The sequence below is a fragment of the Nocardioides sp. Z24_21 genome, from assembly GCF_058134345.1.
Genome location: NZ_JBYTTH010000004.1, coordinates 344,722 through 370,384 on the forward strand (window position 1 = coordinate 344,722; position 25,663 = coordinate 370,384).

Consider the following 25,663-nt stretch of genomic DNA (forward strand, 5'->3'; position numbering starts at 1 on the left):
TCGTGCCATGGTCACCGCGTTCGTGCTCGGCGGCGGCGGCGTCCTCGGCGCGGTCGAGGTCGGCATGCTGCGCGCGCTGCTCGAGCGCGGCATCGTCCCCGACCTGGTCCTCGGCACCAGCGTCGGCGCCCTCAACGGCGCGATGGTGGCCAGGCGCCCCGAGCCGGCGGTCGTCGACCGGCTGACCGAGCTGTGGGCGGCCACCGCGCGCGGGCGCGACGTCTACGGCGACCGCCCGCTGCGCACCGTGCGGCGGGCCGTCTCCAGCGGCACCCACATCTACTCCTCGGAGCCGCTGCGCGCGCGGCTCGAGGAGGAGCTCGGCGACCTCCGCTTCGAGGACCTGCCCGTCCACCTCGAGGTGTGCGCCGCCAGCATCGAGCGGGCCGCCGAGCACTGGTTCACCAGCGGCCCCCTCGTGCCCGCGATCCTCGCCAGTGCCGCCGTGCCCGGCCTGCTGCCGCCCGCGGAGGTCGACGGCGAGCACTTCCTCGACGGCGGGCTGGTCAACTCCATCCCGGTCGGCCGGGCCGTCGAGCTCGGCGCGACGCGCGTCTTCGTGCTCCAGGTGGGCCGCATCGACCGGCCGCTGCGCGTGCCGACCCGGCCGTGGGAGGTCGCCCGGGTGAGCTTCGAGGTGGCCCGCCGGCACCGCTTCACGCGCGACATGGCCACCATCCCCGAGGGCGTCGAGGCGCACGTGCTGCCGGCGGGCGGCACCTCGCCGCGCGACGACTCGCTGCTCGCCCACCGCGACTTCTCCCGCGTCCAGGCGCGCATCGACGCCACGTACGCCGCCTCGCGGGCCTACCTCGACGCCGAGCTCGGCGCGTCGTGAGGCGCCCCCTCGTCTGGGCGCTGCGCCGTCTGGTCGTGGCCCCGGCCGTGATCGGCCTGACGGTCCTCATGTGGGTGACGCTGCCGGGGTGGCTGCTGGTGGCGGCCGTGCTCTCGCCCGCGCTGCCGGGACGGTGGCGGGCGCTGCGCGTGCTCTGGCTGGCGCTGCTCTACCTCACGTTCGAGACGCTGCTGCTCGCCGTGCTGCTCGGGCTGTGGCTGGCCAGCGGCTTCGGCTGGCGGATCCGCTCGCCCTACTTCTCGGGGATCCACTACGACCTCGTGCAGGGCACGCTCATCGTGTTCTTCCGCGAGGCCCGGCGGGTGCTGGCGCTGCGCATCCGCACCGACGGGCCGCACCCGTCGCGCTGGCCCGACGCCCCGGTGCTGGTGATGTGTCGCCACGCCGGGCCCGGCGACTCGTTCATCCTCATGTACGCCCTGCTGCACTGGTACCACCGCGAGCCGCGGGTGGTGCTGAAGAACACCCTCGCCTGGGACCCCGCCATCGACGTGATCCTCAACCGGGTCCCGGCGCGCTTCATCTCGCCCGACCCGGTCGCCGGCGAGGACCTCGAGTCGCAGATCTCCTCGCTCGCCCCGGGCCTCGACGTCAACGACGCGTTCGTGATCTTCCCCGAGGGCGGCAACTTCACCCCCGCCCGCCGCGACCGCGCCATCGCCCGGCTGCGCCGGCTCGGGCTGGAGCGGATGGCGGTGCGCGCGGAGGAGATGACCCACGTGCTCGCCCCGCGGCCCGGCGGCGTGCTGGCGGCGCTGGAGGCCGCACCCGAGGCCGACGTGCTGATGGTGGCCCACACCGGGCTCGACCACATGCTCACCGTCGCCGACGTCTGGCGCGAGCTGCCGATGGACAAGCAGATCACCATGCGCTGGTGGCGGGTCGCGCGCGAGGAGATCCCGGCCGACCGCGACGCGCGCATCGAGTGGCTCTACCACTGGTGGGAGCGCATCGACGACTGGATCGAGGACAACCGCCCCGAGCCGGTCTGAGCCGGCCGGTCCGAGCCTCCCGGCTCCGGAGACGCGTACGGGCGGTGCGTGGGGCGGCTCCCCCGGGTCGGAGGCTCCGCTCACGCACCGCCCGTGCGGCGCTGGTGTGGCTGGGTGTCAGCCCTTCCTGGGCACGTCGTCGATGTCGATGACCTCGGCAGGGCTGTCGGGGTCGGAGGGGCTGTGCGCCTCCTCGACCGAGTCGCTGATCGCCTCGCCCGGGGCGCCGCCGCCGACGTCGTCGGTCGCGGGGGGCTCGGCGGTCACCACGTCGTCAGCCGTGACGTCGTCGGGCAGCGGGTCGGTGAGCGGGTCGCCACCGGGGGCGGCCGACGTGCTCGCCGGGGAGGCGGGCGTCGGCGGCGGGGACGCCATCGTGGTCGAGGCCGGCTTCGGCGGAGCGGGCGGCACGTAGGTCGACTGCCAGTTGGCGTCGGCGTCCTTCTTGGCGCGCAGCTTGCTGAAGACGAAGCCGCCGACGGCGAGCAGCCCGCTGACGAGCAGCAGCTTCTTCAGCTTGCCGCCCTTGGGCTCGGGCTCCACGCCGCGCAGCTCGTTGACCTTCGCAATCGCCAGGTCGCGTCCCTCGGCGGCGCGCTCGGCGGCGAGCGTCGCGGCGGCGGCCGCCTTCTCGGCAGCGCTCACCTTGGCCTCGGCGAGCAGCGGGCCGGCCTTCTCCCGCGCCTCGGCGGCCTTCACGGCGGCCAGCGCGGCGCCGGCGGCGGCCGCCTCGCTCGCGCGGGTGCGTCCCTCCTCGACCAGCGGCTGGGCCTTCTCGCGCGCTTCGGCCAGCGCGGGCCCGGCCTTGTCCATCGCCTGCTCCCAGGTCGACTCCAGCTGGGGGATGACGGTGTCGTTGACGGTCTCCGAGAGCTGCTCCACGTAGTCGTGCGCGCGGTCCATCAGGGACTTCTTGCGGCCGAAAGGCATGCGTGACCTCCTCTGTCAGTGTGGGTCCATCTCACCACGGGGACCCTGAGGCGACCAGCCCCGGCCGGGTGGGCGGGAACGCGCACTGTCAGGGGTCGCCCGCCTCGTCGTCGGATGGGCCCGTCGTGGCAGGATCGAGTCGGGCGGCAGCCGACTGCCGTGCCACCACAGAAGGACCAGACCCACAGCTGAGAGGCACTTCCATGGCCGACCCCAAGGCGATCTTCAAGACCAACCGGGGCGACATCGTCGTCAACCTGTTCCCCCACCACGCGCCCGAGACCGTCGAGAACTTCATCGGCCTCGCCGAGGGCACCAAGGACTACCGCGACGACGCCGGCCGGTCGGGTGAGAGGTACTACGACGGGCTCGGCTTCCACCGCGTCATCGACGGCTTCATGATCCAGGGCGGTTGCCCGCTCGGCACGGGCACCGGCGGCCCGGGCTACACGTTCAAGGACGAGATCCACCCCGAGCTGGTCTTCGACAAGCCCTACCTGCTCGCCATGGCCAACGCCGGCCCGGGCACCAACGGCTCGCAGTTCTTCATCACCGTGGCCGCGACCCCGTGGCTCAATCGCAAGCACACGATCTTCGGCGAGGTGGCCGACCAGGCCAGCCGCGACGTGGTCGACGCGATCGCCACCACGCCCACCGGCGCGATGGACCGCCCGCAGGAGCCGGTGGTCATCGAGTCGGTCGTCATCGAGCGCTGACCCGCCCGCCGCCGCCCGCGACGCGAGACACGACCCAGCCATGACCCAGCCATGACGGAGCCGCCCCAGGGGCCGGCTGCGGACCAGTCCGCGGCCGGGGTGCCCACCTGCTACCGGCACCCCGACCGCGAGACCTGGATCCGCTGCCAGCGGTGCGAACGGCCGATCTGTCCCGACTGCATGCGCGACGCCGCCGTGGGCTTCCAGTGCCCCGACTGCGTCAAGCAGGCCGCCCAGGGCTCGCGCCAGAACCGCGCCCTGTACGGCGGCGAGCGCAGCGCCGACCCGCGGCTGACGTCGTACGTCATCATCGGCATCAACGCGCTCGTCTGGCTCGCGATCGCGGTCACCGGCGGCAGCCGCTCCCGGCTGGTCGACCTGCTGGCGCTGCGGCCCGACGGCTACTGCGCGCCCGGCGACGGCTACATCTACGACCAGACCCACCCGGCGTGCACCAGCGCCGTCGCGCGGGAGGTGCCGGGGGTGGCCGACGGCGCCTGGTGGCAGCTGATCACCAGCGTCTTCACCCACGTCGAGATCTGGCACGTGGCGCTCAACATGTTCGCGGTGTTCATCCTCGGCCCGACGCTCGAGGGCATCGTCGGGCGCAGCCGCTTCCTCGCGGTCTACCTCGTCAGCGGGCTCGCCTCCTCGGCGATGGTGATGTGGCTGAGCTTCGAGTACGGCTCGACGGTCGGTGCCTCGGGCGCGATCTTCGGGCTGCTGGGTGCGCTGCTCGTCACGGCCCGCAAGGCGCGGCTCAACTCCCAGTGGCTCGTGCAGAACCTCGTGCTCGGCGTCGTGATCACGGTCGTCGGCTGGCGGATGATCTCCTGGCAGGGACACCTCGGCGGCCTCCTCGGCGGCATCGCGGCCGCCGCGATCATCGCCTACGCGCCGAAGTCACACCGCTCGCTCGTGCAGTGGACCGGGCTCGGCATCCTCGCCGTCGCCCTCGTCGCGGTCTCGCTCGCCCGGGCCGCCTCCTTCACCTGAGCGCCGGCCTCCGGCCCCCGCCACCTCGTCGTACGACGGTGGCGGGGGCCGTCTGCGTGCGGGCGCGGGACGGTCGGTCGTGCACAGGTGTGCACACACCTGTGGATAACTACACCGATGTAATTCTCCACAGAGGTTCTCCACAGTGTGGAGAACCGGGCGGACCCGACAACGACTCGAGCGGTGGGAGAGACGCCTCCCCTTCCCCAGGAAGGCGCCTCACCCACCGCTCGAGGCGACGGATGCCGTGGGGCCCGGATCACCGGGCCAGGGGAGAACCTACTCCCACTTGGTCGCGAAGCTGAACCCGACCGCCATGAAGGCGATGCCGACGACGAGGTTCCACTGGCCGAGGTCGTTGAGGATCCACAGCTTGGAGAGGTCGTCGGAGAAGACGTAGAACGTGCAGATCCACAGCAGGCCCACCAGGAAGCAGCCCAGCATGCCGACCACGACGCCCCGGCCGCGGCCGAGCGGGGTCGAGGGGTGGGCGGAGATCATCAAGCCGAGCATCAGCAGGCCGAAGCCGATCGCGTAGTTCCACTTGCCGAGGTCGGCGATCGCCTTCGGGCTGCCCTCGACCGGGGGGAACGCGGTCGGGTTGCCGCGACCCTCGACGTAGTAGAAGACCAGCCACGCGATGCCGACGACGACGAGGAGCAGGGCGATCAGGAACCTGGGGGTGAAGAGCGAGGTCTTCTCCGCAGAGGTGATCGTGGGGGACTTCGACACTGCTTCTCCTGGGGCTGGTGTGCGGGTCGCGGCGAGTGGGAACGCCGGGCGCGGGCGGCAGGCGCCCGACGGGGGGTTAGCGTAGTCGGCATGCCGCCCCCGCCCCAGTCGTCCCCCGGGCGCCGGCGCGCGTGGCGCGTGGCGACCCCGGTGGTCGTGCTGCTCAGCGGGGCGCTGTTCGCCGTGAGCGCCGAGCAGGCCGACGGCTTCGACCTGCGCGGCGGGCGCCTCACCGACCTGGCCTCCGTCGTCCGCGCCGAGCGCGACGAGGCGGCCGAGCTGACCGCCCGGGCGGCCGCGCTCAACACGGAGGTCGAGGCGCTCAGCGCCGAGCTCGGCGACCGCTCGGTCGGCCGCGTCCAGGACGAGATCGCCACGCTGGTCGACCCCGCCGGGCTGACGGAGAGGGCCGGACCGGCGGTGCGGGTCACCCTCGACGACGCCTCCGAGGAGGCGCGCGCCTCCTACGAGGGCGACCCCAACGACCTCGTCGTGCACCAGCAGGACATCCAGGCGGTCGCCAACGCCATGTGGAACGCCGGGGCCGTCGCCGTCACCATCCAGGGCCAGCGCCTGATCTCGACCACGGGCATCAAGTGCGAGGGCAACCAGGTGACGCTGCACGGCATCCCCTACTCCCCGCCCTACGTCATCGTCGGCATCGGCGACCCGGCTGCGATGCAGGCCCAGCTGACCACCGACCCGATCCTGGGGATCTACCGCGACTACACCGCGATCCCCGGCGGCGGCGTCACCTGGGACATGGCTGCCCTCGACGCGGCCGTCGCGCCGGCCTACGAGGGGCTGCTCGACCTCACCTACGCCACCCCGATGCAGGAGTAGCCGACCGGCCCGGCAGCCGGCGTACGTCCCGCGCTCCGGGTCGCGGTGCTCAGTCGCGCCGCGGTGCCTCGGGGCGTTGCGCCGCAGGACGGCCGTCGGGCGTCTCGGTCGGCGGCTCCGGGGTCTCGGTGGGGGGCTCCGTCGTCGGGGTCTCCGTGGGCGTCGGCGTCTCGGTGTCGGGGGTCTCGGTCGGCGTCTCGACCGGCTCCTCGTAGTCGGAGACGAAGAGCGTCACGGTGCTGCCCTGGTCGGCCGTGCCGCCGGCGGGGATCTGGTCGACGACCGTCCCCTTGGGCTCGGTCGACGAGGCGTCGATGCGCACGCTCGGCACGAAGCCGGCCTCGGTGATCTGCCGCTCGGCCCGGCGCTGCGGCAGCCCGCGGACGTCGGGCACCTGCTCGGGCCCGTCGGAGAACACCAGGGTCACCGTGGTGCCCTCGGCCACGGCAGTGCCGGCGGGCGGCTCGGTGCGCAGCACCTGGAAGCGCGGCTCGTCGGAGTCCTCCTCCTGGAAGCGCACCTTGAGGTTCTGCGCCAGCATCGCGGCGCGTGCCTCCTTGCGGAGCGTGCCCACCACGAACGGCACCTCCACCTCGGGCTTGCCCAGCGACAGCACGAAGTCGACGGAGGTGTCGGGGTCGGCGAACACGTCGCGGTTGGGGTCCTGCTGGATCACGGTGTCGGCCGGGACGGTCTCGGAGGTCTCGCGGGTGATGCGACCCACGCTGAAGCCCGCGTCGCCGATGGCGATGCGCGCCTCGTCCTCGGTGAGGCCGACGATGTTGGGCACGGGCTTCCGCTCCGGTGCGTCGTCGAAGAGCATCCCGTTGACCAGGTAGGCGCCACCGGCGAGCAGCGCGACGACGAGGATCCCTCCGAGCACCCACCACGCGGCCCGGCCGCGGCCCCGCTCGTCGCGCCCTGGGGGCGGGGAGGCCGCCATCGTGGAGGTCGCGTCGGCCGGCGGGGCCGGCGGGACGTAGGCCGTCTCGGCCGTGGCCGGCGCGACGGCCGGTGCCTGGATCGGGTGGCCGGAGAGATAGCGCTCGATGTCGGCGCGCATCGCGGCGGCGCTCTGGTAGCGGTCCTCGACGCGCTTGGCGAGCGCCTTCATCACGATGGCGTCGATCTCGGGGTCGAGCTGGTCGTCGAGGTCGGACGGCGGGGCCGCCGGCTCGCGCACGTGCTGGTAGGCGACCGCCACCGGGCTGTCGCCGACGAACGGCGGCCTGCCGGTGAGGAGCTCGTAGAGCAGGCAGCCGGTGGAGTAGACGTCGGAGCGCGAGTCGACCGTCTCGCCGCGGGCCTGCTCGGGGGAGAGGTACTGCGCGGTGCCGACCACGGCGGCCGTCTGGGTCATCGTCGACGACGCGTCGGACATCGCGCGGGCGATGCCGAAGTCCATCACCTTGACGTCGCCGGACGGCGTGAGCATCACGTTGCCCGGCTTGATGTCGCGGTGGATGATCCCCGCGCGGTGGCTGTAGTCGAGCGCCGACAGCACGCCCGCGGTGATCTCCAGCGCCCGCTCCGGCAGGATCTTGCGGCCCTCGCGCAGGATCTCGCGCAGCGTGCGCCCCTCGACGCACTCCATCACGATGTAGGGCTGCGCGACGCCCGACCCGTCGGTGGCCATCTCCTCGCCGGTGTCGTAGGTCGCCACGATCGCGGGGTGGTTGAGCGACGCCGACGACTGCGCCTCCCGGCGGAACCGTGCCTGGAACGTCGGGTCGCTGGCGAGGTCGGTGCGCAGGCGCTTGATCGCCACGGTGCGGCCCAGGCGGCGGTCCTTGCCCTTGCGCACCTCGGCCATGCCGCCTCGGCCCAGGAGCTCACCGAGCTCGTAGCGGCCGCCGATCAGCGTCGGCTCCGGCTGCGTCATCCCTCGTCGTTCCCTTCGTCGTCCTTCTGTTGGCCGGCAGCGGCCGCGCCCCAGTAGCTGACCGTGACCCGGTCGCCCTCCTGCAGCGTGCCGCTCGGCTCGACCGACTCCACGGTGCCCTCCGGCTGCTCCCCGGGGTTGTCCAGCTCCACGGGCACCGGCTCGAGGCCGAGGTCGCGCAGCTCCTGCTCGACGTCGCCGTGGTCGCGGCCGACGTAGGCGCCCGGGTCGACCTCGACCGTGGGGGCCTCGGTCTCGGTGGGCGTCTCGGTGGGCGTCTCGGTGGGCGTCTCGGTCGGGGTCTCCGACTCCGTCTCGCTGGGCGACGGGCTCGGGGTCCGGGTGGGCGACTTGGTGGGCGACTCGGACTGCTCGCTCGGGGAGTCGCTGGGCTGCTGCGAGGGGGACCGGTCGCCCGAGGTCGTCTGCTCGTCGGTGGGCGACGGCGAGTCGTCGTCGCGGGTGCCGAGCCAGAACGCGACCAGCAGGGCCAGCACCACCGCGACGATCCCGACGATCGTCGGCCACGGCGTCGTGCGTCGGCTCCCGGGGGTGGGCGCGGGCTCGGCGGGCGTGGGGGCCGGCGGCGGTGCGGCCGGGGCGACCCGGGTGGCCGCGACGTCGCTGGCCGGGTCGCGGTCAGGGTCGGGGGCGGCGACGGGCGCCACGACGGTGGCGTCCTCGTCGGGCGTCGAGGCGTCGGAGGAGGTCGCGGGGGAGGAGCCGGCGTAGGAGGCGGGGGAGCGCAGCGCGCGGGCGAAGGCCGTGCCGTCGGGGAAGCGGTCGCCGGGCGACTTGGCCAGCGAGCGGCGTACGACCGCGGCGAGGTCGGCGGGCACGGTGTCGGGCAGGTCCGGCACCGGGCGGCGCACGTGGGCGATCGCGGTGGCGACCGGGGTGTCGGCGACGAACGGCTTGCGGCCGGCGAGGCACTCGAAGGCGACGACGCCGAGGGAGTAGACGTCGGACGCGGCCGTGGCGGTCTCGCCCTCGGCCTGCTCGGGGGAGATGTAGGCGGGCGTGCCCATCACCTCGCCGGTCTGGGTGAGCGCCATGCCCTCGGCGGCGCGGGCGATGCCGAAGTCGGTGACCTTGATCCGCCGGTCGGGCGTCACGATGAGGTTGGCGGGCTTGACGTCGCGGTGCACGATGCCGGCCGCGTGGGCGGCGCCGAGGGCGTCGGCCGCCTGGGCCAGCAGGTCCTGGGTGGCGGCGGGGTCGAGCGGCGCGCCCGGGCGCAGCAGCGCCGACAGCGGCTGGCCGTCGACGAGCTCCATCACCAGGTAGGGGCGCGGGGTGCCGGAGCCGTCGCCGGGCGCGCCCTGGCCGTAGTCGAAGACCGACGCGATGCCGGGGTGGTGCAGCGCGGCTGCGTTGCGGGCCTCGGTCTCGAAGCGGCTGCGGAACAGCGGGTCGTCGGCGTACTCGGCCTTGAGCACCTTGACCGCGACGGCGCGGTCGAGCACGGTGTCGCGCGCCGACCACACCTCGCCCATGCCGCCGGTGGCGATGCGCGACTCGAGGACGTAGCGGTGGGCGTCGTCGACGTGGCCACCCGGGGCGAGCACGGTCATCGGGTGATCACCGCCTCCATGATCGACTTGGCGATCGGGCCGCCGAGGCGGCCGCCTCCGATCTCGGAGCGGGAGGTGTCGCTCGACTGCACGAGCACCGCGACGGCGACCTTGGGGTCGTTGGCGGGGGCGAAGGAGACGAACCACGCGTAGGGCGGGCGGTCCGCCGTGGACTGGGCGGTGCCGGTCTTGCCGGCCACCTCCACGCCCGGGATCTGCGCGGGGGTCGCGGTGCCCGACTCGACGGTGGCGACGAGCATCTTGGTCAGCTCGTCGGCGGTGGTGCTGGAGACGGCCTTGCTGATGCTCTGCGGGTCGGTGCGGTCGAGGACCGACAGGTTGGGCGCGCGCACCTCGTCGACGACGTAGGGGCGCATCACGTCGCCGTCGTTGGCGATCGCCGCGGCGACCATCGCCATCTGCAGCGGCGTCGCGGTGACGTTGGACTGGCCGATGCCGGACAGGGCGGTCTGCGGCGGGTCCATGTCGCGCGGGTAGAGCGACTCGGCCTGCCCGCCGAGGTCCTCCAGCGACGTGGAGTTGAAGCCGAACGCCTCGGCCTGGTCGGCCATCGCCTCGACCCCGAGCTCGTTGGCGAGGCTGAGGAAGGTGACGTTGCAGGAGACCTGCAGCGCCTGCGTCAGGGTGATCCGGCGCCCGCCGCAGTTGCCGCCGTCGTAGTTGCCGACGGTCGTGGTGGACTGCGGCAGCTTGAACCGGAAGCCGCCCGGCACCTGCGAGTCGGCGTCGTAGTTGCCCGACTCGATCGCAGCGGCGGCGGTGACGAGCTTGAACGTCGACCCCGGCGGCAGCGTCGTGCCGATCGCGCGGTTGACCAGCGGCTCGCGCGGGTCGGCGTTGAGCTCCTCGCTGAGCTCGGCGACCGCGCCGAAGTCGTGGGAGGCGAAGTTGTTGGGGTCGAAGGTCGGGGTGGACGCCATCGCCAGGACCCGGCCCGTCGTGGGCTCGAGCGCCACCACGGCGCCCTGCGCGTCGCCGGGGAGGTTCTCCAGGCCGGTCCAGGCGGCGTCCTGGGCCGCCGGGTTGACGGTGAGCTGGACGTTGCCGCCCTTGGGGTCGGTGTTGCTCAGCATGTCGACGAGGCGGGTGACGAACAGGCGCGAGTCGTCGCCGGCGAGCACGGCGTTCTGGGAGCGCTCGACCCCGGTCTGGCCGTACCACGAGAAGTAGCCGGTGATGGGGGCGTACTTGAACGGCTGGGAGTAGGTGCGCTGGAACTTGTACTTGTCGTCGGAGGGCACGCTGCGCGCGATCGCGTCCTTGCCGACGAGGATCGCGCCCCGCTCGCGGGAGAACGCCGCGGTGATGATCCGGCGGTTGCGCGGGTCGTCGGACAGGCTGTCGGCGCGGACGTACATCAGGTAGGTCGCGTTGACGAGCAGCGCGAGGAACAGGACCAGGCAGAAGACCGAGAAGACCCGGATGGGCTTGTTCACCGCAGCCTCACCACCTGCGTGCTCTCGCTGTCGGCGCCGGCGTCGTCCGCCGGGTCGAGGCGCGGGGCGGGACGGCGGGCCTGGTCGGAGATGCGCAGCAGCAGCGCGATCAGGACCCAGTTGGCCACCAGCGAGGAGCCTCCGTAGGACAGGAACGGGGTGGTGAGGCCGGTCAGCGGGATCAGGCCGGTGACGCCGCCGACGACGACGAAGACCTGGAGCGCGACGATCGCACCGAGGCCGACGGCCAGCAGCTTGCCGAAGCCGTCGCGCGAGATCAGCGCGGTGCGCAGCGCGCGCTCCACGATGAGGCCGTAGCAGAGGATGACCGCCATGACGGCGGTCAGGCCGAGCTCCTCACCGATCGCGGCGACGATGTAGTCGGACTCGGCGTAGGTGATCCGCTCGGGGAAGCCGTTGCCCAGGCCGCGGCCGATGAGGCCGCCCCAGCCCATGCCGAACATCGCCTCGACCGGCTGGTAGCTGCCCGGCGAGGACTCGTAGTAGTCCATCGGGTGCAGCCAGAAGTTGAAGCGGTTCTGCACGTTGCCGACGAACGTGTAGGCCGCGAGCGCGCCGACGGCGAACATCAGCCCGCCCACCACGAGCCACCCGGGCCGCTCGGTGGCGACGTAGAGCATCACCAGGAACAGGCCGAAGAAGAGGAGCGAGGAGCCGAGGTCGTTCTGCAGCACCAGGATCATCATCGAGACGCCGAACATCGCCAGGACCGGGCCCAGGTCGCGCCCGCGCGGCAGGTCGATGAACACCACCCGCCGCCCCGCGAGCGCGAGGGCGTCGCGGTGCAGCACGAGGTAGCCGGCGAAGGTGATCACCAGCAGCACCTTGGCGACCTCGCCGGGCTGGAAGCTGAAGCCGGCCACGTTGATCCAGATGTTGGCGCCGTTCTTGCCACTGCCGATGACGGGCAGGAAGGGCAGGATCAGCAGCACGATGCCGAGCAGGCCGGCGGTGTAGGTGAAGCGCTGCAGCACCCGGTGGTCGCGCAGGAGCACGAGCGTGGCGACGAAGAGCGCGACGCCCAGCGTCATCCAGATCAGCTGCTGGCGCGCGAAGGTGAAGTTGGGGCGCCCCAGCGCCTCGTAGGTGAGGTCGAGGCGGTGGATCACCGCGAGCCCGAGCCCGTTGAGGGCAGCGACGAGCGGCAGCAGCACCGGGTCGGCGTAGGGCGCGACCAGGCGCACGGTGATGTGGGCCCCGACGATCAGCGCGGTCAGCCAGCCACCGTAGCCGACGAGGTCGGCGGGCACGACGCCCTCGACACCGAGGCCCACGGCCGCGTAGGCGCCGATGCCCACCACCAGCGCCAGCACGAGCAGGAACAGCTCCGCACCCCGGCGTCGCCGGTGCACGAAGCCCATCAGGGTCCCGGTCTGACTCATCGCACTCGTCCCGTCACCCTGGGTCGACGTCCTGGCGTGCGGCGTAGTTGTCCACGGTCAGGTGGGCGTCCTCGAGGTCGTCGGCCTCGATGCCCTCGCGCACCGTCTCGGCGTCGATGTCGCTGAGGCGGGTGAGCTCGACGTCGGTGACCTCGTAGGGGTGGGACAGCGAGATGCCCGGGAGGTCGGCGTCGATGCCGCGGAAGATCGTCACCCTGCCGTCGTCCTCGGCGACGTAGAACTGCTGCTGGCTCCACGACCAGGCGGCGGCGAGCACCACCCAGCCCAGGCCGAGCAGCACGGCCGCGACCAGCAGCCGCCGCAGCAAGGCGTAGCGGCCGGGGTCGCGGGGCGCGTAGCGCGCGGCCTCGGGGTCGATGGGGTCGGCGACGTAGGCGCCCTCGGGCACGTCGTCGGGCACGGGCGGGATCTCGCCGGTGTCGCCGGAGCGGTGGCCGCGGAACAGCCCGCCGACCGCGCCGCTGAGCGGGAGCCGTCGCGGCAGGTCGGCGGCCGCGCCGACGAGCAGCGGGGCGAGGTCCTCGGGCGGCGCCTCGTCGAGGACGTCGGCGACGATGCAGGTGACGTTGTCGGTGCTGCCGGCCTCGAGGCTCGCCCGGACGAGCTCGACGGCGGCGAAGTCGGGCGTGCCGGTGGAGAGGATGTCGGCCATCCGCTCGTCGGTGAGCGTGCCGCACGCGCCGTCGCTGCAGACGAAGATGCGGTCACCGGCCTCGGCGGGCACCTCGAAGAGGTCGGGCTCCTCGTGGCGCACGCCGTCGAGCGCCTTGAGGATGAGGTTGCGGTGCGGGTGGGTGCGCGACTGCTCCTCGGTGATCCGCCCCTCGTCGATGAGCGACTGGACGAAGGTGTGGTCGTGGGTCAGCCGGCGCAGCTCGCCGTCGCGCAGCAGGTAGGCGCGGCTGTCGCCGATGTGGCCGATGCCGAAGCGGTGGCCGTCGAAGAGCGCGACGGTGGCGGTGGTCGAGGTGCCGTTGAGGCCGGGATCCTCCTCGACGAGCTCGGCGATGCGGTCGTCGGCGCGGTGCACCGCTCCCGCCACCTGGCCGAGGATGTCGTCGTCGGGCTCCTGGTCGAGCTTGCGCAGCGCCTGCACGGCGGTGCTGGAGGCGAGGTCGCCGCGCACCGCGCCGCCGACGCCGTCGCACACCGTGAGCAGCCAGGGCCCGGCGTAGCCGCTGTCCTGGTTCTCCCGGCGGACCCGGCCCACGTCGGAGATCGCGGAGTAGTGGAGGTACATCACTTCCTCAGCTCCAGGATCGTCTTGCCGACGCGGACCTGGACGCCGGGGCCGATGGTGGTGGGCTGGGTGATGCGGACGGGGCCGACATAGGTGCCGTTGGTGGAGCCGAGGTCCTCCACGAACCACTCGTCGCCGCTCGCGGCGACGCGGGCGTGGCGGGTGGAGACGTAGTCGTCGTCGAGCTTGATCGCGGCGTCGCTGCCGCGGCCGATGAGGAGCGGGGCGTCGGCGAGCTCGGCGCGCACGCCGGCGTTCTCCCCCTCGACCACGATGAGATGGGTGGGCGCTCCGCGGCGCGGCTTGCGGGGCGCCTTGGTCTTGGTGGCCTTGGCCTTGCGGCTCGACGCCGGCGCGCCGTTGCGCGCGGTCTCGGGCACGCGCGCGCCGAACATGTCGGAGCGGATGACCGAGATCGCCGACAGCACGAAGATCCAGAGGATCGCGAGGAACGCCATCCGGATCAGGAACAGGGTCAGCTCAGACATTCCAGCCCCCGGCCTCGTCGCGACCGCCGTCGATGCGGACCGTCATGTCGGTGTGGCCGATGCGGAGCGTGGAGCCGTCGCGCAGCCGGGCCCGCGTCACCTTCGACCCGTCGACGAGGATGCCGTTGGTCGAGCCGAGGTCGACGGCCTCGACGCCGTCGATGCTCACCACGAGCTCGAGGTGGCGCCGGCTCACGCCGGGATCGTTGATGCGCAGGTCGGCCTCGGTGCCGCGGCCGATCACCAGGCCTGGGGGCCGCAGCGGGTGCCGGGTGCCGTTGACCTCGAGGGTGGCGTGCGAGGAGCGCGTACGGGTGCGCTGGTCGTTGTCGGTCACGCTCGCCTGCGCCTTGGAGCGGATGCGGAAGCGGCCGGTCGTCAGGTCGTCGGCGGTCTCGAAGGCGATGCCGATGGGACCGGTGAACACGTAGCCCTGGGCGTCCGCGTGGTCCTGGAGCTGGTCGACGAGGTCCTGCTCGAGCGCGCGGCCCAGGCCGACGATGCGCTCGAGGTCGGTGGCCGACAGCTCGACGTGGAAGTCGTTGGGGACGAGCCGGCGCTGGCGGCTGAGCACCTGGGCGTTGTTGTCGCACTCGCGCTGGAGGGCCGCGGCGATCTCGACGGGCTGGACGGCGCTGCGGAAGGCCCGGGCGAAGACACCGGAGATCACGGTCTCGAGCCGCTGCTCGAAGCGCTGCAGCGGGTTCGGCATCGGGCCTCCTCTCGTCGCGCTCGGTCGGATCGTCGTGGGCGGGCAGGCATGACCCACCGCCCGGCCGGTGCGGCCGAGCGTACCGGCCGCCCGCCCCCTCGCCACGGTGCCGCCCCGGTCGGCCCGGGATCGCCGCGCCCGTCCGGCACGACCTCCCGGCCGATTGGGAGCCAGCCTCGGCCGTGGGGTAGCCTGAGCCCGCTTCTGGCGCGAGTGGCGGAATAGGCAGACGCGCACGGTTCAGGTCCGTGTGTCCGAAAGGACGTGGGGGTTCAACTCCCCCCTCGCGCACGTGTGACAGGCCCCGGATCCTCGGATCCGGGGCTTCGTCCATTTCGGTGCTGGCGCCGTCGGCTGAGCCACGACCCGGCAGGCATCCCTCCCACGCCGACCCGGCGACCGAGGCCAGATTCACGGGTGCTCTGCGGCGAAGTGGCCGAGCGGTCCGTGGCCGCGGCCGAGCCGCAGGGACGCCCCCCTGCCGAGCGCGCGGGAGACGAAGTCCTTCGCCGTGAGGAGCGCCTGGGCGGGCGGCGCTCCTCCGGCCATCGCCGCGGCCGCTGCCGCTGCGAAGGTGCAGCCGGTGCCGTGGTTGTTGACCGTGTCGACGCGCGGAGCCGACAGGTCGTAGGTCGAGCTGCCGTCCCAGACGACGTCGACGGCCTGGTCGGAGCTGTCGGAGACCGGGTGGCCGCCCGTGATCACGATGACGGCCGGACCGAGCGCTCCCAGGGCACGAGCCGCCTCCCGCTGCTCCGCCATGCAACGGATGGGGGCGCCGAGCAGCACCTCGGCCTCGCGCAGGTTGGGGGTCAGCATGCTGGCATGTGGCAGCAACGCCTCGACGTAGAGGGACTCGGCCTCGGGGTCGAGCAGGCGGTCGCCGCTGGAGGCGACCATCACCGGGTCGACGACGAGGTTGGGCAGTCGACCCGCCGCAGCGAGCTCCGCGACCGCGGAGACGATGGCGGGGGTCGCGAGCATGCCTGTCTTCACCGCGGCGACGGCGAGGTCGTCGAGCACCGCTTCCACCTGGTCGACGACGAACTCCGCGGGCACGACGTGGATACCGGTGACGCCGCAGGTGTTCTGGGCGGTCAGCGCGGTGACGGCGCAGGTGCCGTACACGCCGAGTGCAGCGAACGTCTTGAGGTCGGCCTGGACGCCCGCGCCACCGCTGGAGTCGGAGCCGGCGATGCTGAGGGCGATCGCGGGGGTCACGAGGCCGCCTGCGACAGCGCCACCTGATAGGCGGCCACGAGCTGCGGGGTCCGCATGACCGGCCCCATCACCGCGATCCCGGACGCACCGGCCGCGAGGCACTCCGCGACATCGGTCGGGAACACCCCACCGAGCGCATAGACCGGCGACGCTGCGACGTCGGTGAGCCGGGCCAGCCCGTGGACGCCAAGTGCCGGCCCGTAGCCGGGCTTGGACATGGTGGCGAACACCGGCGAGACCGTGACGTAGTCGCAGCCCTCCTCGCCGGCGGATCCCAGCTCGGGTGCGTCGTGGCAGGAACGGCCGACCAACGAAGGACGAGGCGTCGGGAAGCCATCGCCCGCGGCCAGGTGCACCGCGTCACCGCGAGCGCCGGCGGTGATCAGCATCCCTCCGACGGGGGAGAGGACGGCGCGCAGCTGCTCGGCCAGCTCCGCCCGTTGGGCCTCGGGCAGGTCCTTCTCGCGCAGTACGACGGCGCGCGCGCCGGCCCCGACCGCCGCCACGACGACCTCGACCAGAGGGCCGGAGCACTGGGAACGGTCGGTGAGGACGAGCAACGGCGGCAGGTTCACAGGTCGGCGCGTCCTTGCATCGAGGTGGACGCCTGGGCGTGCCACCGGCGCGGGATCCGCCCGGCCCGGGACGCCAGGCGCCCGGCCTCGACGCCGTGTCGCATGGCCAGGGCCATCCGCTCGGGATCGCGGGCACGGGTCACCGCCGAGGCGAGCAGCACCGCGTCGCACCCGAGCTCCATCGCCAGCGCGGCATCCGAGGCGGTGCCGATGCCTGCGTCGAGGATCACCGGCACCGAGACGAGCTCGCGGATCAGCGCGATGTTGTGACGGTTGGTGATGCCGAGGCCACTGCCGATCGGGGACCCCAGCGGCATCACCGCCGCACATCCGGCGTCGGCGAGCCTGCGGGCGAGGATGGGGTCGTCGCTGGTGTAGGGCAGCACGGTGAATCCGTCGGCGACCAGCTGCTCGGCGGCATCGAGCAGCTCGATCGGGTCGGGCAGCAGCGTCTGCTCGTCGGAGACGACCTCGAGCTTGACCCACCCGGTGTCGAACGCCTCGCGGGCGAGGTGGGCGGTCCGGACCGCCTCGCGGGCGGTCATGCACCCTGCGGTGTTGGGCAGCAGCTGGACCCCGCAGCGATCGAGGACCTCGAGCAGGCCCGTGCTGGTCGCAGTCTCGACCCGACGCAGGGCGATCGTGACCAGCTGCGTCCCTGAGGCCGCGACGGCGCGTTCGAGCGCCTCCAGGCTGGGCACCCCGCCGGTGCCGAGCAGCAGCCGGGAGGCGAACGTCTTCCCGGCCAGCACGAAGGCGTCGCGCTGCTCCTCCGCCTCCAGTGCTGGCGCCACCTGATCCACGGTCATCGTCTTCACCCTCCTGCTGTGGCGGCGAGCAGCTCGATGCTGTCGCCCGGACTGAGCGGTGTCGCGTCCCACCGGCTGCGTGGCACCACCTCGGCATTGACCGCGACCGCGATCCGGTTCCGCTCGTCCACGCGGTCGCGGACCAGTGCTGCGACCGTGACGTGGTCGACGACGTCGGCGGGGACTCCGTTGACGGTGATCTGCACTTCTCTCACCTTCCGAATCGGTCGAGCGCGAACGGCGCCGCGAGCTCGGGGGTGGTTCCGGTGACCAGCAGCTCGGCGAGCGCGTCAGCAGTCACCGGAGTCAGCAGGACACCGTTGCGATGGTGGCCGCACGCCAGCACGAGGCCGGGCATCGTCGACGCTCCGAGGATCGGAGCGTTGTCGGGTGTGCCGGGTCGCGGGCGCGCGAGCGTCTCGACCAGCTCCAGCTCGGTGACGCCCGGCACGACCTCGATCGCGTCGCGCAACAGCTCGTGCACCGCGCCGGCGGTGACCGTGGCGTCGAACCCTCTCTCCTCGACCGTGGCACCGACGACCAGGTGGTCGTCCGCGTAGGGCACGAGGTAGACGTGCCGGCCACGGACCAGGGCGCGCACCGACCCGGCGAGGAGCCCCGAGGCGCCGCGCAACCGCAGGATCTGCCCCTTGACCGGGCGCACCGGCAGCGGTGGCACACCCGGCAGTGACGCGCTGTGCGCGCCGAGCGCCAGGACCACCTGATCGGCCGCCACCGCGGTGCCCCGAGCCAGCTGCAGGCCGACCGCACGGCCGTGGCGCACCCACACCGAGGCCACCCTGGAGGCCACCATGCGGACGCCTGCCGCCTCCGCGGCCGCGCGCAGTGCGGCATGCAACGCACGAGCGTCGACGGAGTGGTCATCGGCCATGCGCAGCGCACCGCGGAGCCGTGGCGTCAGCGCCGGCTCCTGGCGCCGTGCCTCGCGTGCGGTGATCCGCTCAGCCCGGAGCCCGAGCTCGCGCTGGAATGAATGCAGCACGTCGAGGGCGGCTATGTCGTCGGCATCGAACCCGACCACGCACGTGCCGACCGTGCGCAGCCCGACCGCGATGCCGCTTGCCCGCTCCAGCTCAGCCACGAAGGCCGGATAGCGGGCCAACGACGCCCGGCACAGCTCGAGCAGCCGTTCCTCCCCGTAGCCCGCCTCGGCAGCCGGCGCCAGCATCCCGGCCGCGGCATAGGACGCGCCGGTCCCCGGGGCGTCGTCCACCACCGCCACCGACAACCCCTGTTGGGCGCACCGCCAGGCGACTCCCAGCCCGACCAGTCCACCACCGGCGATCGCGACATCGACGACGTCGACGCCAGCGCCACTCATCGCGCCGCGTCCAGGGCCTGCAGGAGCGTGCGGGTGGCCCCGGCGGGATCAGCTGCGTCCGAGATCGCGCTCACCACGGCGACCCCATGGGCACCGGCCGCCAGCAGCTCCGCAACGTGCCGGGCGGTGACTCCGCCGATCGCGATCACCGGGACGTCCACCGCACGGGCCACCGCGCCGACGGCCCGCGGACCCAATGGGTCCGGCAACCCCGCCTTGGTCACCGTGGGATGGGCGGGCCCGACGCCGAGGTAGTCGGCGCCCGCCGCGACCAGGACAGCCGCCCGCTCGGGATCCCGGGCGGTGCCTCCGATCAGGTGCCCGGGACCCGCGACCCGGCGTACGGCTGCGATGGGCAGGTCGTCTGCGCCCAGATGGGTTCCCGCCGCGCCCACGGCGAGCGCCACATCGACGCGGTCGTTGACGATGCAGGTCACCCCGGCCGGTGCGCAGAGCTCCACCACCCGATGCGCGAAGTCGTGGAGCACCCGGTCGGTGCAGTCCTTGGCGCGCACCTGGACCACCGGGGCCCCGGCGCCGACCGCTGCGGCGACCACACCGAGCGCGTCCCTGCCTCCGCGTGCATCGGTGAGCACGTGCAGGCGACCGATCGGGTGGCTCGACGGAGCCCCAGGCACCCGGCTCGATACATGCTCACCAAACATATCCATGCGCGCTCCCTACGCCGGCATTACCCGGTCAGGTTCAAGCGGTCAGCGGCACGTTCAGCCACACTCTCAGCCCGGTCAGTCCGAGCTCCCGCACACAACGATCCCGATCCTACCTCGCCGGGGGCCGACCGGGTCCGCCTCGCCGCCTCAGGGCCCTGAGTCGTTTGTGGCCTCGCCGCGCCGCGCCGACCTGCGTGATTGGTTCGATTCAATCGCGCGGAGCCGGTCGAGGAGCGCGTCGAGGGGCCTAGCCCAGCGTCGAGGTGCGGGCGATCAGCTCGGGGGTGAACTCGATCTGCTGGTGCCGGTGGCCGGGATCGTTGATCTCCTCGATGAGGAGCTCGGCCGCGGCCGCGCCGAGGGCCTGGCGCGGCTGGCGCACCGAGGTGAGGGGCACGGCGGCGCCCGCCGCGAAGGCGATGTCGTCGTAGCCGACGATGGCGAGGTCCTCGGGCACCCGCTGGCCGGTCGAGACCACCTGCTGCAGCAGGCCCAGGGCGATGAGGTCGTTGGCGCAGAAGACCGCGCTCGGACGGCTGCGCCGGGGGAGGCCGGCGAGGCGCTCGCCGGCGAGGCGTCCCTCCTCGAAGTACAGGCCGTCGGTCTCGACGTGGAGGAGGTCGGACTCGGCGAGGCCGGCCTCGTCCCACGCGGCCCGGGCGCCGTCGTAGCGGTCGCGCACCTGGCCGAGCGAGGAGGGGCCGCCGACGAAGGCGACGCGGGTGTGCCCGCGGTCGACGAGGTGCTCGATCGCCACCCGTCCGCCGAGCCGGTCGTCGACCGTGACCGAGCAGAACGCGCCGGTGGTGTTGGAGCGGTCGACGATCACCACCGGCGTGCCGTGGGCGGTGATCCGCGCGAGCGTGGCGGACTCGGGGTCGACCGGTGTGATCAGGATGCCGTCGACCCGCTGCTGCTGCAGGTGTGCCAGGTGGGCGCCCTCGCGGGCGTCGCGGGCGTCGCTGTTGCACAGGAACAGCGAGAGGTCGGCCTTCTCGGCCGCCAGCTCGATGCCGCGGGCGACGTCGGTGAAGAACGGGTTGGTCGCGTCGAGCATGACGTAGGCCAGGGTGTCGCTCCGGCCCATCCGCAGCTGGCGGGCCGACTCGTTGAGCACGAAGCCGAGCTCGCTCATCGCCCGCTCGACGCGCTCACGCGTGCCGACGCTGACCCGGTCGGGACGGTTGAGGACGTTGCTCACGGTGCCGAGGGAGACCTGGGCGAGCTCGGCGACGTCCTTGACCGAAGGCCGACGCCCGTTGCGCAACACGTGGTTGCTCTTCGCCATCGGTCTCCCTCGGGTGTGCGGTCCACAGGAGCGTAGACCAAGGCCGGTGTGAATGAAACGTCACAAGAAAGTCTGCGGATGTGCTTGACGCCTGTGATGACCGCCACTTACGTTGCTTCCCACCTGAAACCTTTCAACACCCCCGGGAAGAGGGCCATGTCCGCCAGCAACACCGTCGCACCGGTGCTCGCGCTGCACGACGTCTCCAAGTCGTTCGGGCCCGTGGTCGCCCTGCGGTCGGGAAGCATCGTCGTCGAGGCGGGCAGCATCCACGCTCTCATCGGCGAGAACGGCGCGGGCAAGTCGACCCTCGTCAAGGTCGTCGCCGGCGTGCACCGCCGTGACTCCGGCACCTTCGAGCTCGACGGTGGCGCCGTCGACTTCGGGTCGACCGCGGAGTCCAAGCAGGCGGGCGTCGCCGTGATCTACCAGGAGCCGACGCTCTTCCCCGACCTGTCGGTCACCGAGAACATCTTCATGGGCCGCCAGCCGCGGGCCCGGGGCCGCCGCATCGACCGCCCCGCGATGTACGCCGAGGCCGAGCGGCTGTTCGCGCGCCTCGGCGTGCGGATCGACCCCCGCCGTCCTGCCGAGGGCCTGTCGATCGCGGACCAGCAGATCATCGAGATCGCCAAGGCGATCTCCCTCGACGCCCGCCTGCTCGTGATGGACGAGCCGACCGCCGCGCTCAGCGGCGTCGAGGTCGAGCGCCTGTTCGCCGTCGCCCGCAGCCTGCGCGCCGAGGGCCGGGCGCTGGTCTTCATCTCCCACCGCTTCGACGAGGTGTTCGCGCTCTGCGACACCGTCACGGTGATGCGCGACGGCTCCTACGTGGACACTCGCCGCATCGACGAGACGACGCCGTCCGAGCTCGTCTCGCTGATGGTCGGCCGCGACGTCGACGAGCTCTTCCCCAAGGTCGCCGCGGAGGTCGGTGAACCCGTCCTGGAGGTCCGTGGGCTCAACCGCACCGGCGTCTTCCACGACATCGACTTCGACGTCCGCGCCGGCGAGATCGTCGCCCTGGCCGGTCTGGTCGGTGCCGGTCGCAGCGAGGTGGCGCGTGCCGTGTTCGGCGTCGACGCCTACGACTCCGGCTCGGTGACGCTGTCCGGCAGGACCGTGAAGCCTCGCGACCCGCGGTCCTCGATCCGCGCCAGGATGGCGTTCATCCCCGAGGACCGGCGCAAGCAGGGGCTGGTCATCGACGCCTCGGTCACCCGCAACGTCGCCGGCGTCATCCGCCGCAGCATCGCGCGCGCCGGGCTGCTGACGGGCGCGATGGAGACCCGGGCCGCCGCGCCGTGGGCCGGCCGGCTCGAGGTCAAGACCAGTGCCCTCGACATGAACGCCGCCACCATGAGCGGCGGCAACCAGCAGAAGGTCGTCATCGCGAAGTGGCTCGCGACCGACCCCAGGCTGCTCATCATCGACGAGCCCACCCGGGGCATCGACGTCGGCACCAAGGCCGAGGTGCACCGCCTGCTGTCCGAGCTGGCCGGGCAGGGCCTCGCGATCTTGATGATCTCCTCCGAGCTGCCCGAGGTCCTCGGGATGGCCGACCGCGTCCTGGTCCTCTGCGAGGGCCGGATCACCGCCGAGCTCGACCGCGCCGAGGCCACGCCGGAGGCCGTCATGCACGCCGCCACCCACCACCTGGAGGACGCCCGATGAGCCACACCGACGTCGAGCGCCCTGACCCGGGTCCCGGGGCCGCCGGGGTGTCCGCCGGCGAGGCGCTGCTGGTGGAGCCGAGCCGGCTCTCGCCGACGCGCCGGGCGATCACCACGGTGCTCCGATCGCGCGAGCTCTCCATCTTCCTGGTCCTGGTCGCCGTCGTCGTGCTCGCGACGAGCAAGAACAACGGCTTCCTCTTCAGCGCCGACGGCTGGCGCAACTTCCTGCTCAACCCCTCGATCCTGCTGCTGCTCGCGGTGGGTCAGGCCGTCGTCATCATCACCCGCAACGTCGACCTGTCGGTCGGCTCGGTGATGGCCCTCACCGCCTACCTCACCGGCCGGCTATTCATCGAGCAGCCCACCATCCCGATCGTCGCGGTCGTCGCGGCCTGCCTCCTGCTCGGGGCGCTCCTCGGCCTGGTCAACGGCGTGCTGGTGGCCTACGGCAACGTGCCCGCCCTCGTGATCACGTTGGGCACCCTCTACATCTACCGCGGCATCATGCTCACCTGGGCCGGCAGCGACCGGATCAACGCCGGCGATCTGCCCCGCGAGTTCCTGAGCCTCGGCACGCAGTCGGTGCTCGGGATCCCGCTGCTCACCATCGTCGCGGTGGTCGTGCTGGCCGCGGTGGGCTACTACCTCCACACCTCACGCGGCGGTCGCGAGCTCTACGCGATCGGCTCCGACCCCGACGCCGCCGTCCTCTACGGCCTGCCCGTACGCCGCCGCCTGCTGGCCGCGTTCGTCCTGAGCGGAGCCCTGGCCGGCCTCGCGGGCGCCCTCTACACCGCCCGCTACGGCACGGTGAGCTCGAGCGTCGGCAACGGCATCGAGCTGCAGGCCGTCGCCGCGGCCGTCATCGGCGGCATCGCGATCTTCGGCGGCAGCGGCACCGTGTGGGGAGCGGCCATCGGCGCGTTCCTCCTGATCACCATCAACCGCGCCCTGCCCAGCCTCGGCATCGAGGACTTCTGGCAGCGCGCCGTCGTCGGCGTCCTGATCCTCGGCGCGATCGTCCTCGACCGCGTCCTCGCCCGCCGACAAGCACGCAAGCTCGCCGAATCGAGGGACCACACATGAGCACGCAGGCCCCGCCCGCCACCCGCACCTACGCGGCGCACTCGGCGCCCCTGTGGCAGCGCTGGCTGCTGACCCGTGAGATGGCCGTCATCGTGCTGGCCGCCGCAGTGGTCCTCTACTCGATCGTCAACGTGCCCAACTTCGACGGTCCGCTGACGCTGAAGTTCCTCCTCCAGGACATCGCGCCGATCCTGCTGATCGCGCTGCCGATGACGCTGGTGATCATCACCGGCGAGATCGACCTGTCGGTGGCCAGCATCATGGGCCTGAGCAGCGTGCTGCTGGGGGTGCTCCACGACGGCGGGATGTCCGTGCCCGCCGCCGCCGTCCTGGCCCTGCTCGCCGGTCTGGCGTGCGGCGCCCTCAACGGCTTCCTCATCGCCTATGTCGGGCTGCCGTCGCTGGCCGTCACCATCGGCACCCTGGCCCTCTTCCGCGGCATCGCGGTCGGCCTGCTCGGCACCACGGCCATCACCGACTTCACCGAGAAGTGGGCCGACCTCGCCACGGGCACGATCGGTGAGACCCGCATCCCGCTGGTGATGATCCCCTTCGCGGTGCTGGCCGTGGGGTTCGTGGTCCTGCTCCACTTCTCGACGTTCGGCCGCGGCGTCTACGAGATCGGGCTCAACGACGAGGCCGCCCACTTCACCGGCGTCGACGTCCGGCGCACCAAGCTGATCGTCTTCGTCCTCTCCGGCGTGGTGTCCGCGCTCGCCGGCATCTACTTCACCCTCCGCTACGGCTCCGCCCGTGGCGACAACGCCACCGGCTACGAGCTGCAGGTCATCGCCGCCGTGCTGCTCGGCGGCGTGTCGATCTTCGGCGGCCGCGGCCGGCTGCACGGCGTCCTCGCCGGCGTCGTGCTGATCGGCGTCATCTCCAGCGCGCTGCGCCTGGAGAGCGTGACGGTCAACGTCACCAACGTCATCGTCGGGCTGCTCCTCGTGGCCTCGGTGATCCTCCCCAGCGTCCTTGGGTGGGCCGGCTCGCGGCTGCCCCGCAAGGCGTCAGCGGACCCATCGGGACCGCGCCCCGACAAGGACACGGCGACCGCCGGCGTCTGAGAATCGAAAGGTAGAGACACATGAAGTTCCAGAAGAGGCGGCCCACTGCCCTCGCCGCGCTCGCCCTGACCGCGACCTTCGCGTTCGCCGGCTGCGGCAGCGACGACGACGGCTCGGCCGACAGCGGCTCCGGCGACAGCGGCGGCGGCGACATCAGCATCACCATGCTCCCGAAGAACCTCGGCAACCCCTACTTCGACACCAGCACCGACGGCGCCGAGGCGGCCGCTGAGGAGATCGGCGCCGACCTCGAGGAGGTCGGTCCCGAGACCGCCAGCCCGGACGCGCAGGTGTCCTACATCAACACCGTCGCCCAGCAGGGCCAGGACGCGCTGATCCTCTCGGCCAACGACCCCGACGCCCTGTGCGACGCGATCGAGGAGGCCCGCAGCGCGGACGTCAAGATCGTCACCTTCGACGCCGACACCAACCCCGAGTGCCGCGACCTGTTCATCAACCAGGCCACCGCCGAGGGCATCGCTGCCAAGCAGCTCGAGCTGATCTCCGACCAGATCGGCGGCAAGGGCGAGATCGCGATCCTGTCGGCCGCGGCCAACGCGACCAACCAGAACGCGTGGATCGGGATGATGGAGACCGAGCTCGCGGACAACCCCGACTACGCCGACATCGAGCTCGTCGACACCGTCTACGGCGACGACGAGGACCAGAAGTCCTTCGACCAGACCGAGGCCCTGCTGCAGAACCACCCCGACCTCAAGGGCATCGTCTCGCCCACCACGGTCGGCATCGCCGCGGCTGCGCGCTACCTCTCCGACAGCGAGTACAAGGGCAAGGTCGCGCTGACCGGTCTCGGCACCCCCAACCAGATGCGCGAGTACGTCGACAACGGCACCGTCGAGGCGTTCGCCCTGTGGAACCCGGGTGACCTCGGTGCCCTCGCGACCTACGCCGCGGCCGCCCTGGCCAACGGCGACATCTCCGGCGAGGAGGGCGACACCTTCGAGGCCGGCGACCTGGGCGAGTTCGAGGTCGAGGCCGACGGCGTCGTCCTGCTCGGCGAACCGTTCACCTTCAACGCCGACAACATCGCCGACTTCGACTTCTGAGTCGGATCACCACCAC

25 protein-coding genes, 1 tRNA gene and 1 riboswitch are annotated in these 25,663 nt (G+C 72.4%); of the genes, 10 read left to right on the forward strand and 16 right to left on the reverse strand.

Translation table 11 applies throughout. The features are described from left to right. Window positions 1–7 precede the first annotated feature (7 nt). Together AC3X7Z_RS15135 and AC3X7Z_RS15140 are read left to right on the forward strand one after the other, a co-directional pair. Window positions 8–838 carry a patatin-like phospholipase family protein gene (locus tag AC3X7Z_RS15135; protein ID WP_489976442.1) on the forward strand — a complete coding sequence of 277 codons (831 nt, stop codon included), beginning with the start codon at window positions 8–10 and terminating at the stop codon, window positions 836–838. Then, complete coding sequence (locus tag AC3X7Z_RS15140) at window positions 835–1,851, forward strand: 1-acyl-sn-glycerol-3-phosphate acyltransferase (protein WP_489976443.1); 1,017 nt, start codon at window positions 835–837, stop codon at window positions 1,849–1,851. The genes AC3X7Z_RS15135 and AC3X7Z_RS15140 overlap by 4 nt, the downstream gene beginning before the upstream one ends. 117 nt (window positions 1,852–1,968) lie before the next feature. Here AC3X7Z_RS15140 and AC3X7Z_RS15145 read toward each other — a convergent pair whose 3' ends face one another. After that, window positions 1,969–2,781 carry a hypothetical protein gene (locus AC3X7Z_RS15145; protein ID WP_489976444.1) on the reverse strand — a complete coding sequence of 271 codons (813 nt, stop codon included), beginning with the start codon at window positions 2,779–2,781 and terminating at the stop codon, window positions 1,969–1,971. 203 nt (window positions 2,782–2,984) lie between these two features. On the opposite strand from AC3X7Z_RS15145, the gene AC3X7Z_RS15150 reads away from it, so the two are divergent. Both AC3X7Z_RS15150 and AC3X7Z_RS15155 read left to right on the forward strand, forming a co-directional pair. Further along, window positions 2,985–3,497, forward strand: a complete 513-nt coding sequence (locus AC3X7Z_RS15150) for a peptidylprolyl isomerase (RefSeq protein ID WP_186339706.1) — start codon at window positions 2,985–2,987, stop codon at window positions 3,495–3,497. A gap of 51 nt (window positions 3,498–3,548) precedes the next feature. After that, entirely contained in the window at window positions 3,549–4,493 is a 945-nt protein-coding gene (locus tag AC3X7Z_RS15155) for a rhomboid family intramembrane serine protease (protein WP_186339707.1), read from the forward strand. A 279-nt stretch (window positions 4,494–4,772) separates the two neighbouring features. Here the strand turns inward: AC3X7Z_RS15155 and AC3X7Z_RS15160 are convergent, their stop codons facing one another. Then, window positions 4,773–5,225 (reverse strand): cell division protein CrgA, encoded by a 453-nt coding sequence (locus AC3X7Z_RS15160; RefSeq protein WP_186339708.1) that lies wholly within the window; start codon window positions 5,223–5,225, stop codon window positions 4,773–4,775. Window positions 5,226–5,315: 90 nt separating this feature from the next. Between AC3X7Z_RS15160 and AC3X7Z_RS15165 the strand changes: the two genes are divergently transcribed. Then, window positions 5,316–6,068, forward strand: coding sequence for a DUF881 domain-containing protein (locus AC3X7Z_RS15165; RefSeq protein ID WP_186339709.1), 753 nt, complete (start codon window positions 5,316–5,318; stop codon window positions 6,066–6,068). A gap of 49 nt (window positions 6,069–6,117) precedes the next feature. On the opposite strand, the gene pknB is transcribed toward AC3X7Z_RS15165, so the two are convergent. From pknB to AC3X7Z_RS15200, 7 genes are read right to left on the reverse strand one after another with little or no spacing between them, the layout of a single operon-like run. Beyond that, window positions 6,118–7,950 carry a Stk1 family PASTA domain-containing Ser/Thr kinase gene (gene pknB / locus AC3X7Z_RS15170; RefSeq protein ID WP_186339710.1) on the reverse strand — a complete coding sequence of 611 codons (1,833 nt, stop codon included), beginning with the start codon at window positions 7,948–7,950 and terminating at the stop codon, window positions 6,118–6,120. Next, window positions 7,947–9,524 carry a serine/threonine protein kinase gene (locus tag AC3X7Z_RS15175; protein WP_489976445.1) on the reverse strand — a complete coding sequence of 526 codons (1,578 nt, stop codon included), beginning with the start codon at window positions 9,522–9,524 and terminating at the stop codon, window positions 7,947–7,949. The genes pknB and AC3X7Z_RS15175 overlap by 4 nt, the downstream gene beginning before the upstream one ends. Continuing rightward, window positions 9,521–10,981 (reverse strand): peptidoglycan D,D-transpeptidase FtsI family protein, encoded by a 1,461-nt coding sequence (locus tag AC3X7Z_RS15180; protein ID WP_186339712.1) that lies wholly within the window; start codon window positions 10,979–10,981, stop codon window positions 9,521–9,523. Before AC3X7Z_RS15180 ends, AC3X7Z_RS15175 begins: the two co-directional genes overlap by 4 nt. After that, window positions 10,978–12,384: an FtsW/RodA/SpoVE family cell cycle protein gene (locus AC3X7Z_RS15185; protein ID WP_489976446.1), complete on the reverse strand. Its 1,407-nt coding sequence runs from the start codon at window positions 12,382–12,384 to the stop codon at window positions 10,978–10,980. Before AC3X7Z_RS15185 ends, AC3X7Z_RS15180 begins: the two co-directional genes overlap by 4 nt. A gap of 13 nt (window positions 12,385–12,397) precedes the next feature. Further along, the gene (locus tag AC3X7Z_RS15190) at window positions 12,398–13,645 is read right to left on the reverse strand and encodes a PP2C family protein-serine/threonine phosphatase (RefSeq protein WP_186339714.1); all 1,248 of its coding nucleotides are present in this window, start codon (window positions 13,643–13,645) and stop codon (window positions 12,398–12,400) included. Next, window positions 13,645–14,133 carry an FHA domain-containing protein FhaB/FipA gene (locus tag AC3X7Z_RS15195; protein WP_489976447.1) on the reverse strand — a complete coding sequence of 163 codons (489 nt, stop codon included), beginning with the start codon at window positions 14,131–14,133 and terminating at the stop codon, window positions 13,645–13,647. Before AC3X7Z_RS15195 ends, AC3X7Z_RS15190 begins: the two co-directional genes overlap by 1 nt. After that, on the reverse strand, window positions 14,126–14,845 hold the full coding sequence (locus AC3X7Z_RS15200) for an FHA domain-containing protein (protein WP_186339716.1): 720 nt from the start codon (window positions 14,843–14,845) through the stop codon (window positions 14,126–14,128). Before AC3X7Z_RS15200 ends, AC3X7Z_RS15195 begins: the two co-directional genes overlap by 8 nt. Before the next feature lie 207 nt (window positions 14,846–15,052). Between AC3X7Z_RS15200 and AC3X7Z_RS15205 the strand changes: the two genes are divergently transcribed. Then, window positions 15,053–15,136, forward strand: a tRNA-Leu gene (locus tag AC3X7Z_RS15205). 120 nt (window positions 15,137–15,256) lie between these two features. Here AC3X7Z_RS15205 and thiD read toward each other — a convergent pair. From thiD to AC3X7Z_RS15240, 7 genes are all read right to left on the reverse strand, one after another. Beyond that, window positions 15,257–16,066, reverse strand: a complete 810-nt coding sequence (thiD, locus tag AC3X7Z_RS15210) for a bifunctional hydroxymethylpyrimidine kinase/phosphomethylpyrimidine kinase (RefSeq protein WP_489976448.1) — start codon at window positions 16,064–16,066, stop codon at window positions 15,257–15,259. Continuing rightward, entirely contained in the window at window positions 16,063–16,641 is a 579-nt protein-coding gene (locus AC3X7Z_RS15215; protein ID WP_489976449.1) for a thiamine phosphate synthase, read from the reverse strand. Before AC3X7Z_RS15215 ends, thiD begins: the two co-directional genes overlap by 4 nt. Next, window positions 16,638–17,450: a thiazole synthase gene (locus tag AC3X7Z_RS15220; RefSeq protein WP_489976450.1), complete on the reverse strand. Its 813-nt coding sequence runs from the start codon at window positions 17,448–17,450 to the stop codon at window positions 16,638–16,640. Before AC3X7Z_RS15220 ends, AC3X7Z_RS15215 begins: the two co-directional genes overlap by 4 nt. 5 nt (window positions 17,451–17,455) lie before the next feature. Further along, window positions 17,456–17,656: a sulfur carrier protein ThiS gene (gene thiS, locus AC3X7Z_RS15225; RefSeq protein WP_489976451.1), complete on the reverse strand. Its 201-nt coding sequence runs from the start codon at window positions 17,654–17,656 to the stop codon at window positions 17,456–17,458. Between the two features lie 5 nt (window positions 17,657–17,661). Beyond that, window positions 17,662–18,792: a glycine oxidase ThiO gene (thiO, locus tag AC3X7Z_RS15230; protein ID WP_489976452.1), complete on the reverse strand. Its 1,131-nt coding sequence runs from the start codon at window positions 18,790–18,792 to the stop codon at window positions 17,662–17,664. Next, window positions 18,789–19,388, reverse strand: a complete 600-nt coding sequence (gene thiE / locus AC3X7Z_RS15235) for a thiamine phosphate synthase (protein ID WP_489976453.1) — start codon at window positions 19,386–19,388, stop codon at window positions 18,789–18,791. Before thiE ends, thiO begins: the two co-directional genes overlap by 4 nt. 64 nt (window positions 19,389–19,452) lie before the next feature. Then, a riboswitch (TPP riboswitch) is annotated at window positions 19,453–19,565 on the reverse strand. Window positions 19,566–19,710: 145 nt separating this feature from the next. Then, window positions 19,711–20,751: a LacI family DNA-binding transcriptional regulator gene (locus tag AC3X7Z_RS15240; RefSeq protein ID WP_489976454.1), complete on the reverse strand. Its 1,041-nt coding sequence runs from the start codon at window positions 20,749–20,751 to the stop codon at window positions 19,711–19,713. 156 nt (window positions 20,752–20,907) lie between these two features. Here AC3X7Z_RS15240 and AC3X7Z_RS15245 point away from each other — a divergent pair, with 156 nt between their 5' ends. Genes AC3X7Z_RS15245 through rhaS form a run of 4 tightly spaced genes read left to right on the forward strand, consistent with a single transcriptional unit; the run spans window position 20,908 to window position 25,647 of the window. Then, a complete protein-coding gene (locus tag AC3X7Z_RS15245) occupies window positions 20,908–22,425 on the forward strand; it encodes a sugar ABC transporter ATP-binding protein (protein WP_489976455.1) in 1,518 nt (505 codons plus the stop codon). After that, a complete protein-coding gene (locus AC3X7Z_RS15250; RefSeq protein ID WP_489976456.1) occupies window positions 22,422–23,513 on the forward strand; it encodes an ABC transporter permease in 1,092 nt (363 codons plus the stop codon). The genes AC3X7Z_RS15245 and AC3X7Z_RS15250 overlap by 4 nt, the downstream gene beginning before the upstream one ends. Further along, complete coding sequence (locus AC3X7Z_RS15255) at window positions 23,510–24,580, forward strand: ABC transporter permease (protein WP_489976457.1); 1,071 nt, start codon at window positions 23,510–23,512, stop codon at window positions 24,578–24,580. Before AC3X7Z_RS15250 ends, AC3X7Z_RS15255 begins: the two co-directional genes overlap by 4 nt. Window positions 24,581–24,600: 20 nt before the next feature. Beyond that, on the forward strand, window positions 24,601–25,647 hold the full coding sequence (gene rhaS, locus AC3X7Z_RS15260; protein ID WP_489976458.1) for a rhamnose ABC transporter substrate-binding protein: 1,047 nt from the start codon (window positions 24,601–24,603) through the stop codon (window positions 25,645–25,647). Window positions 25,648–25,663 lie beyond the last annotated feature (16 nt).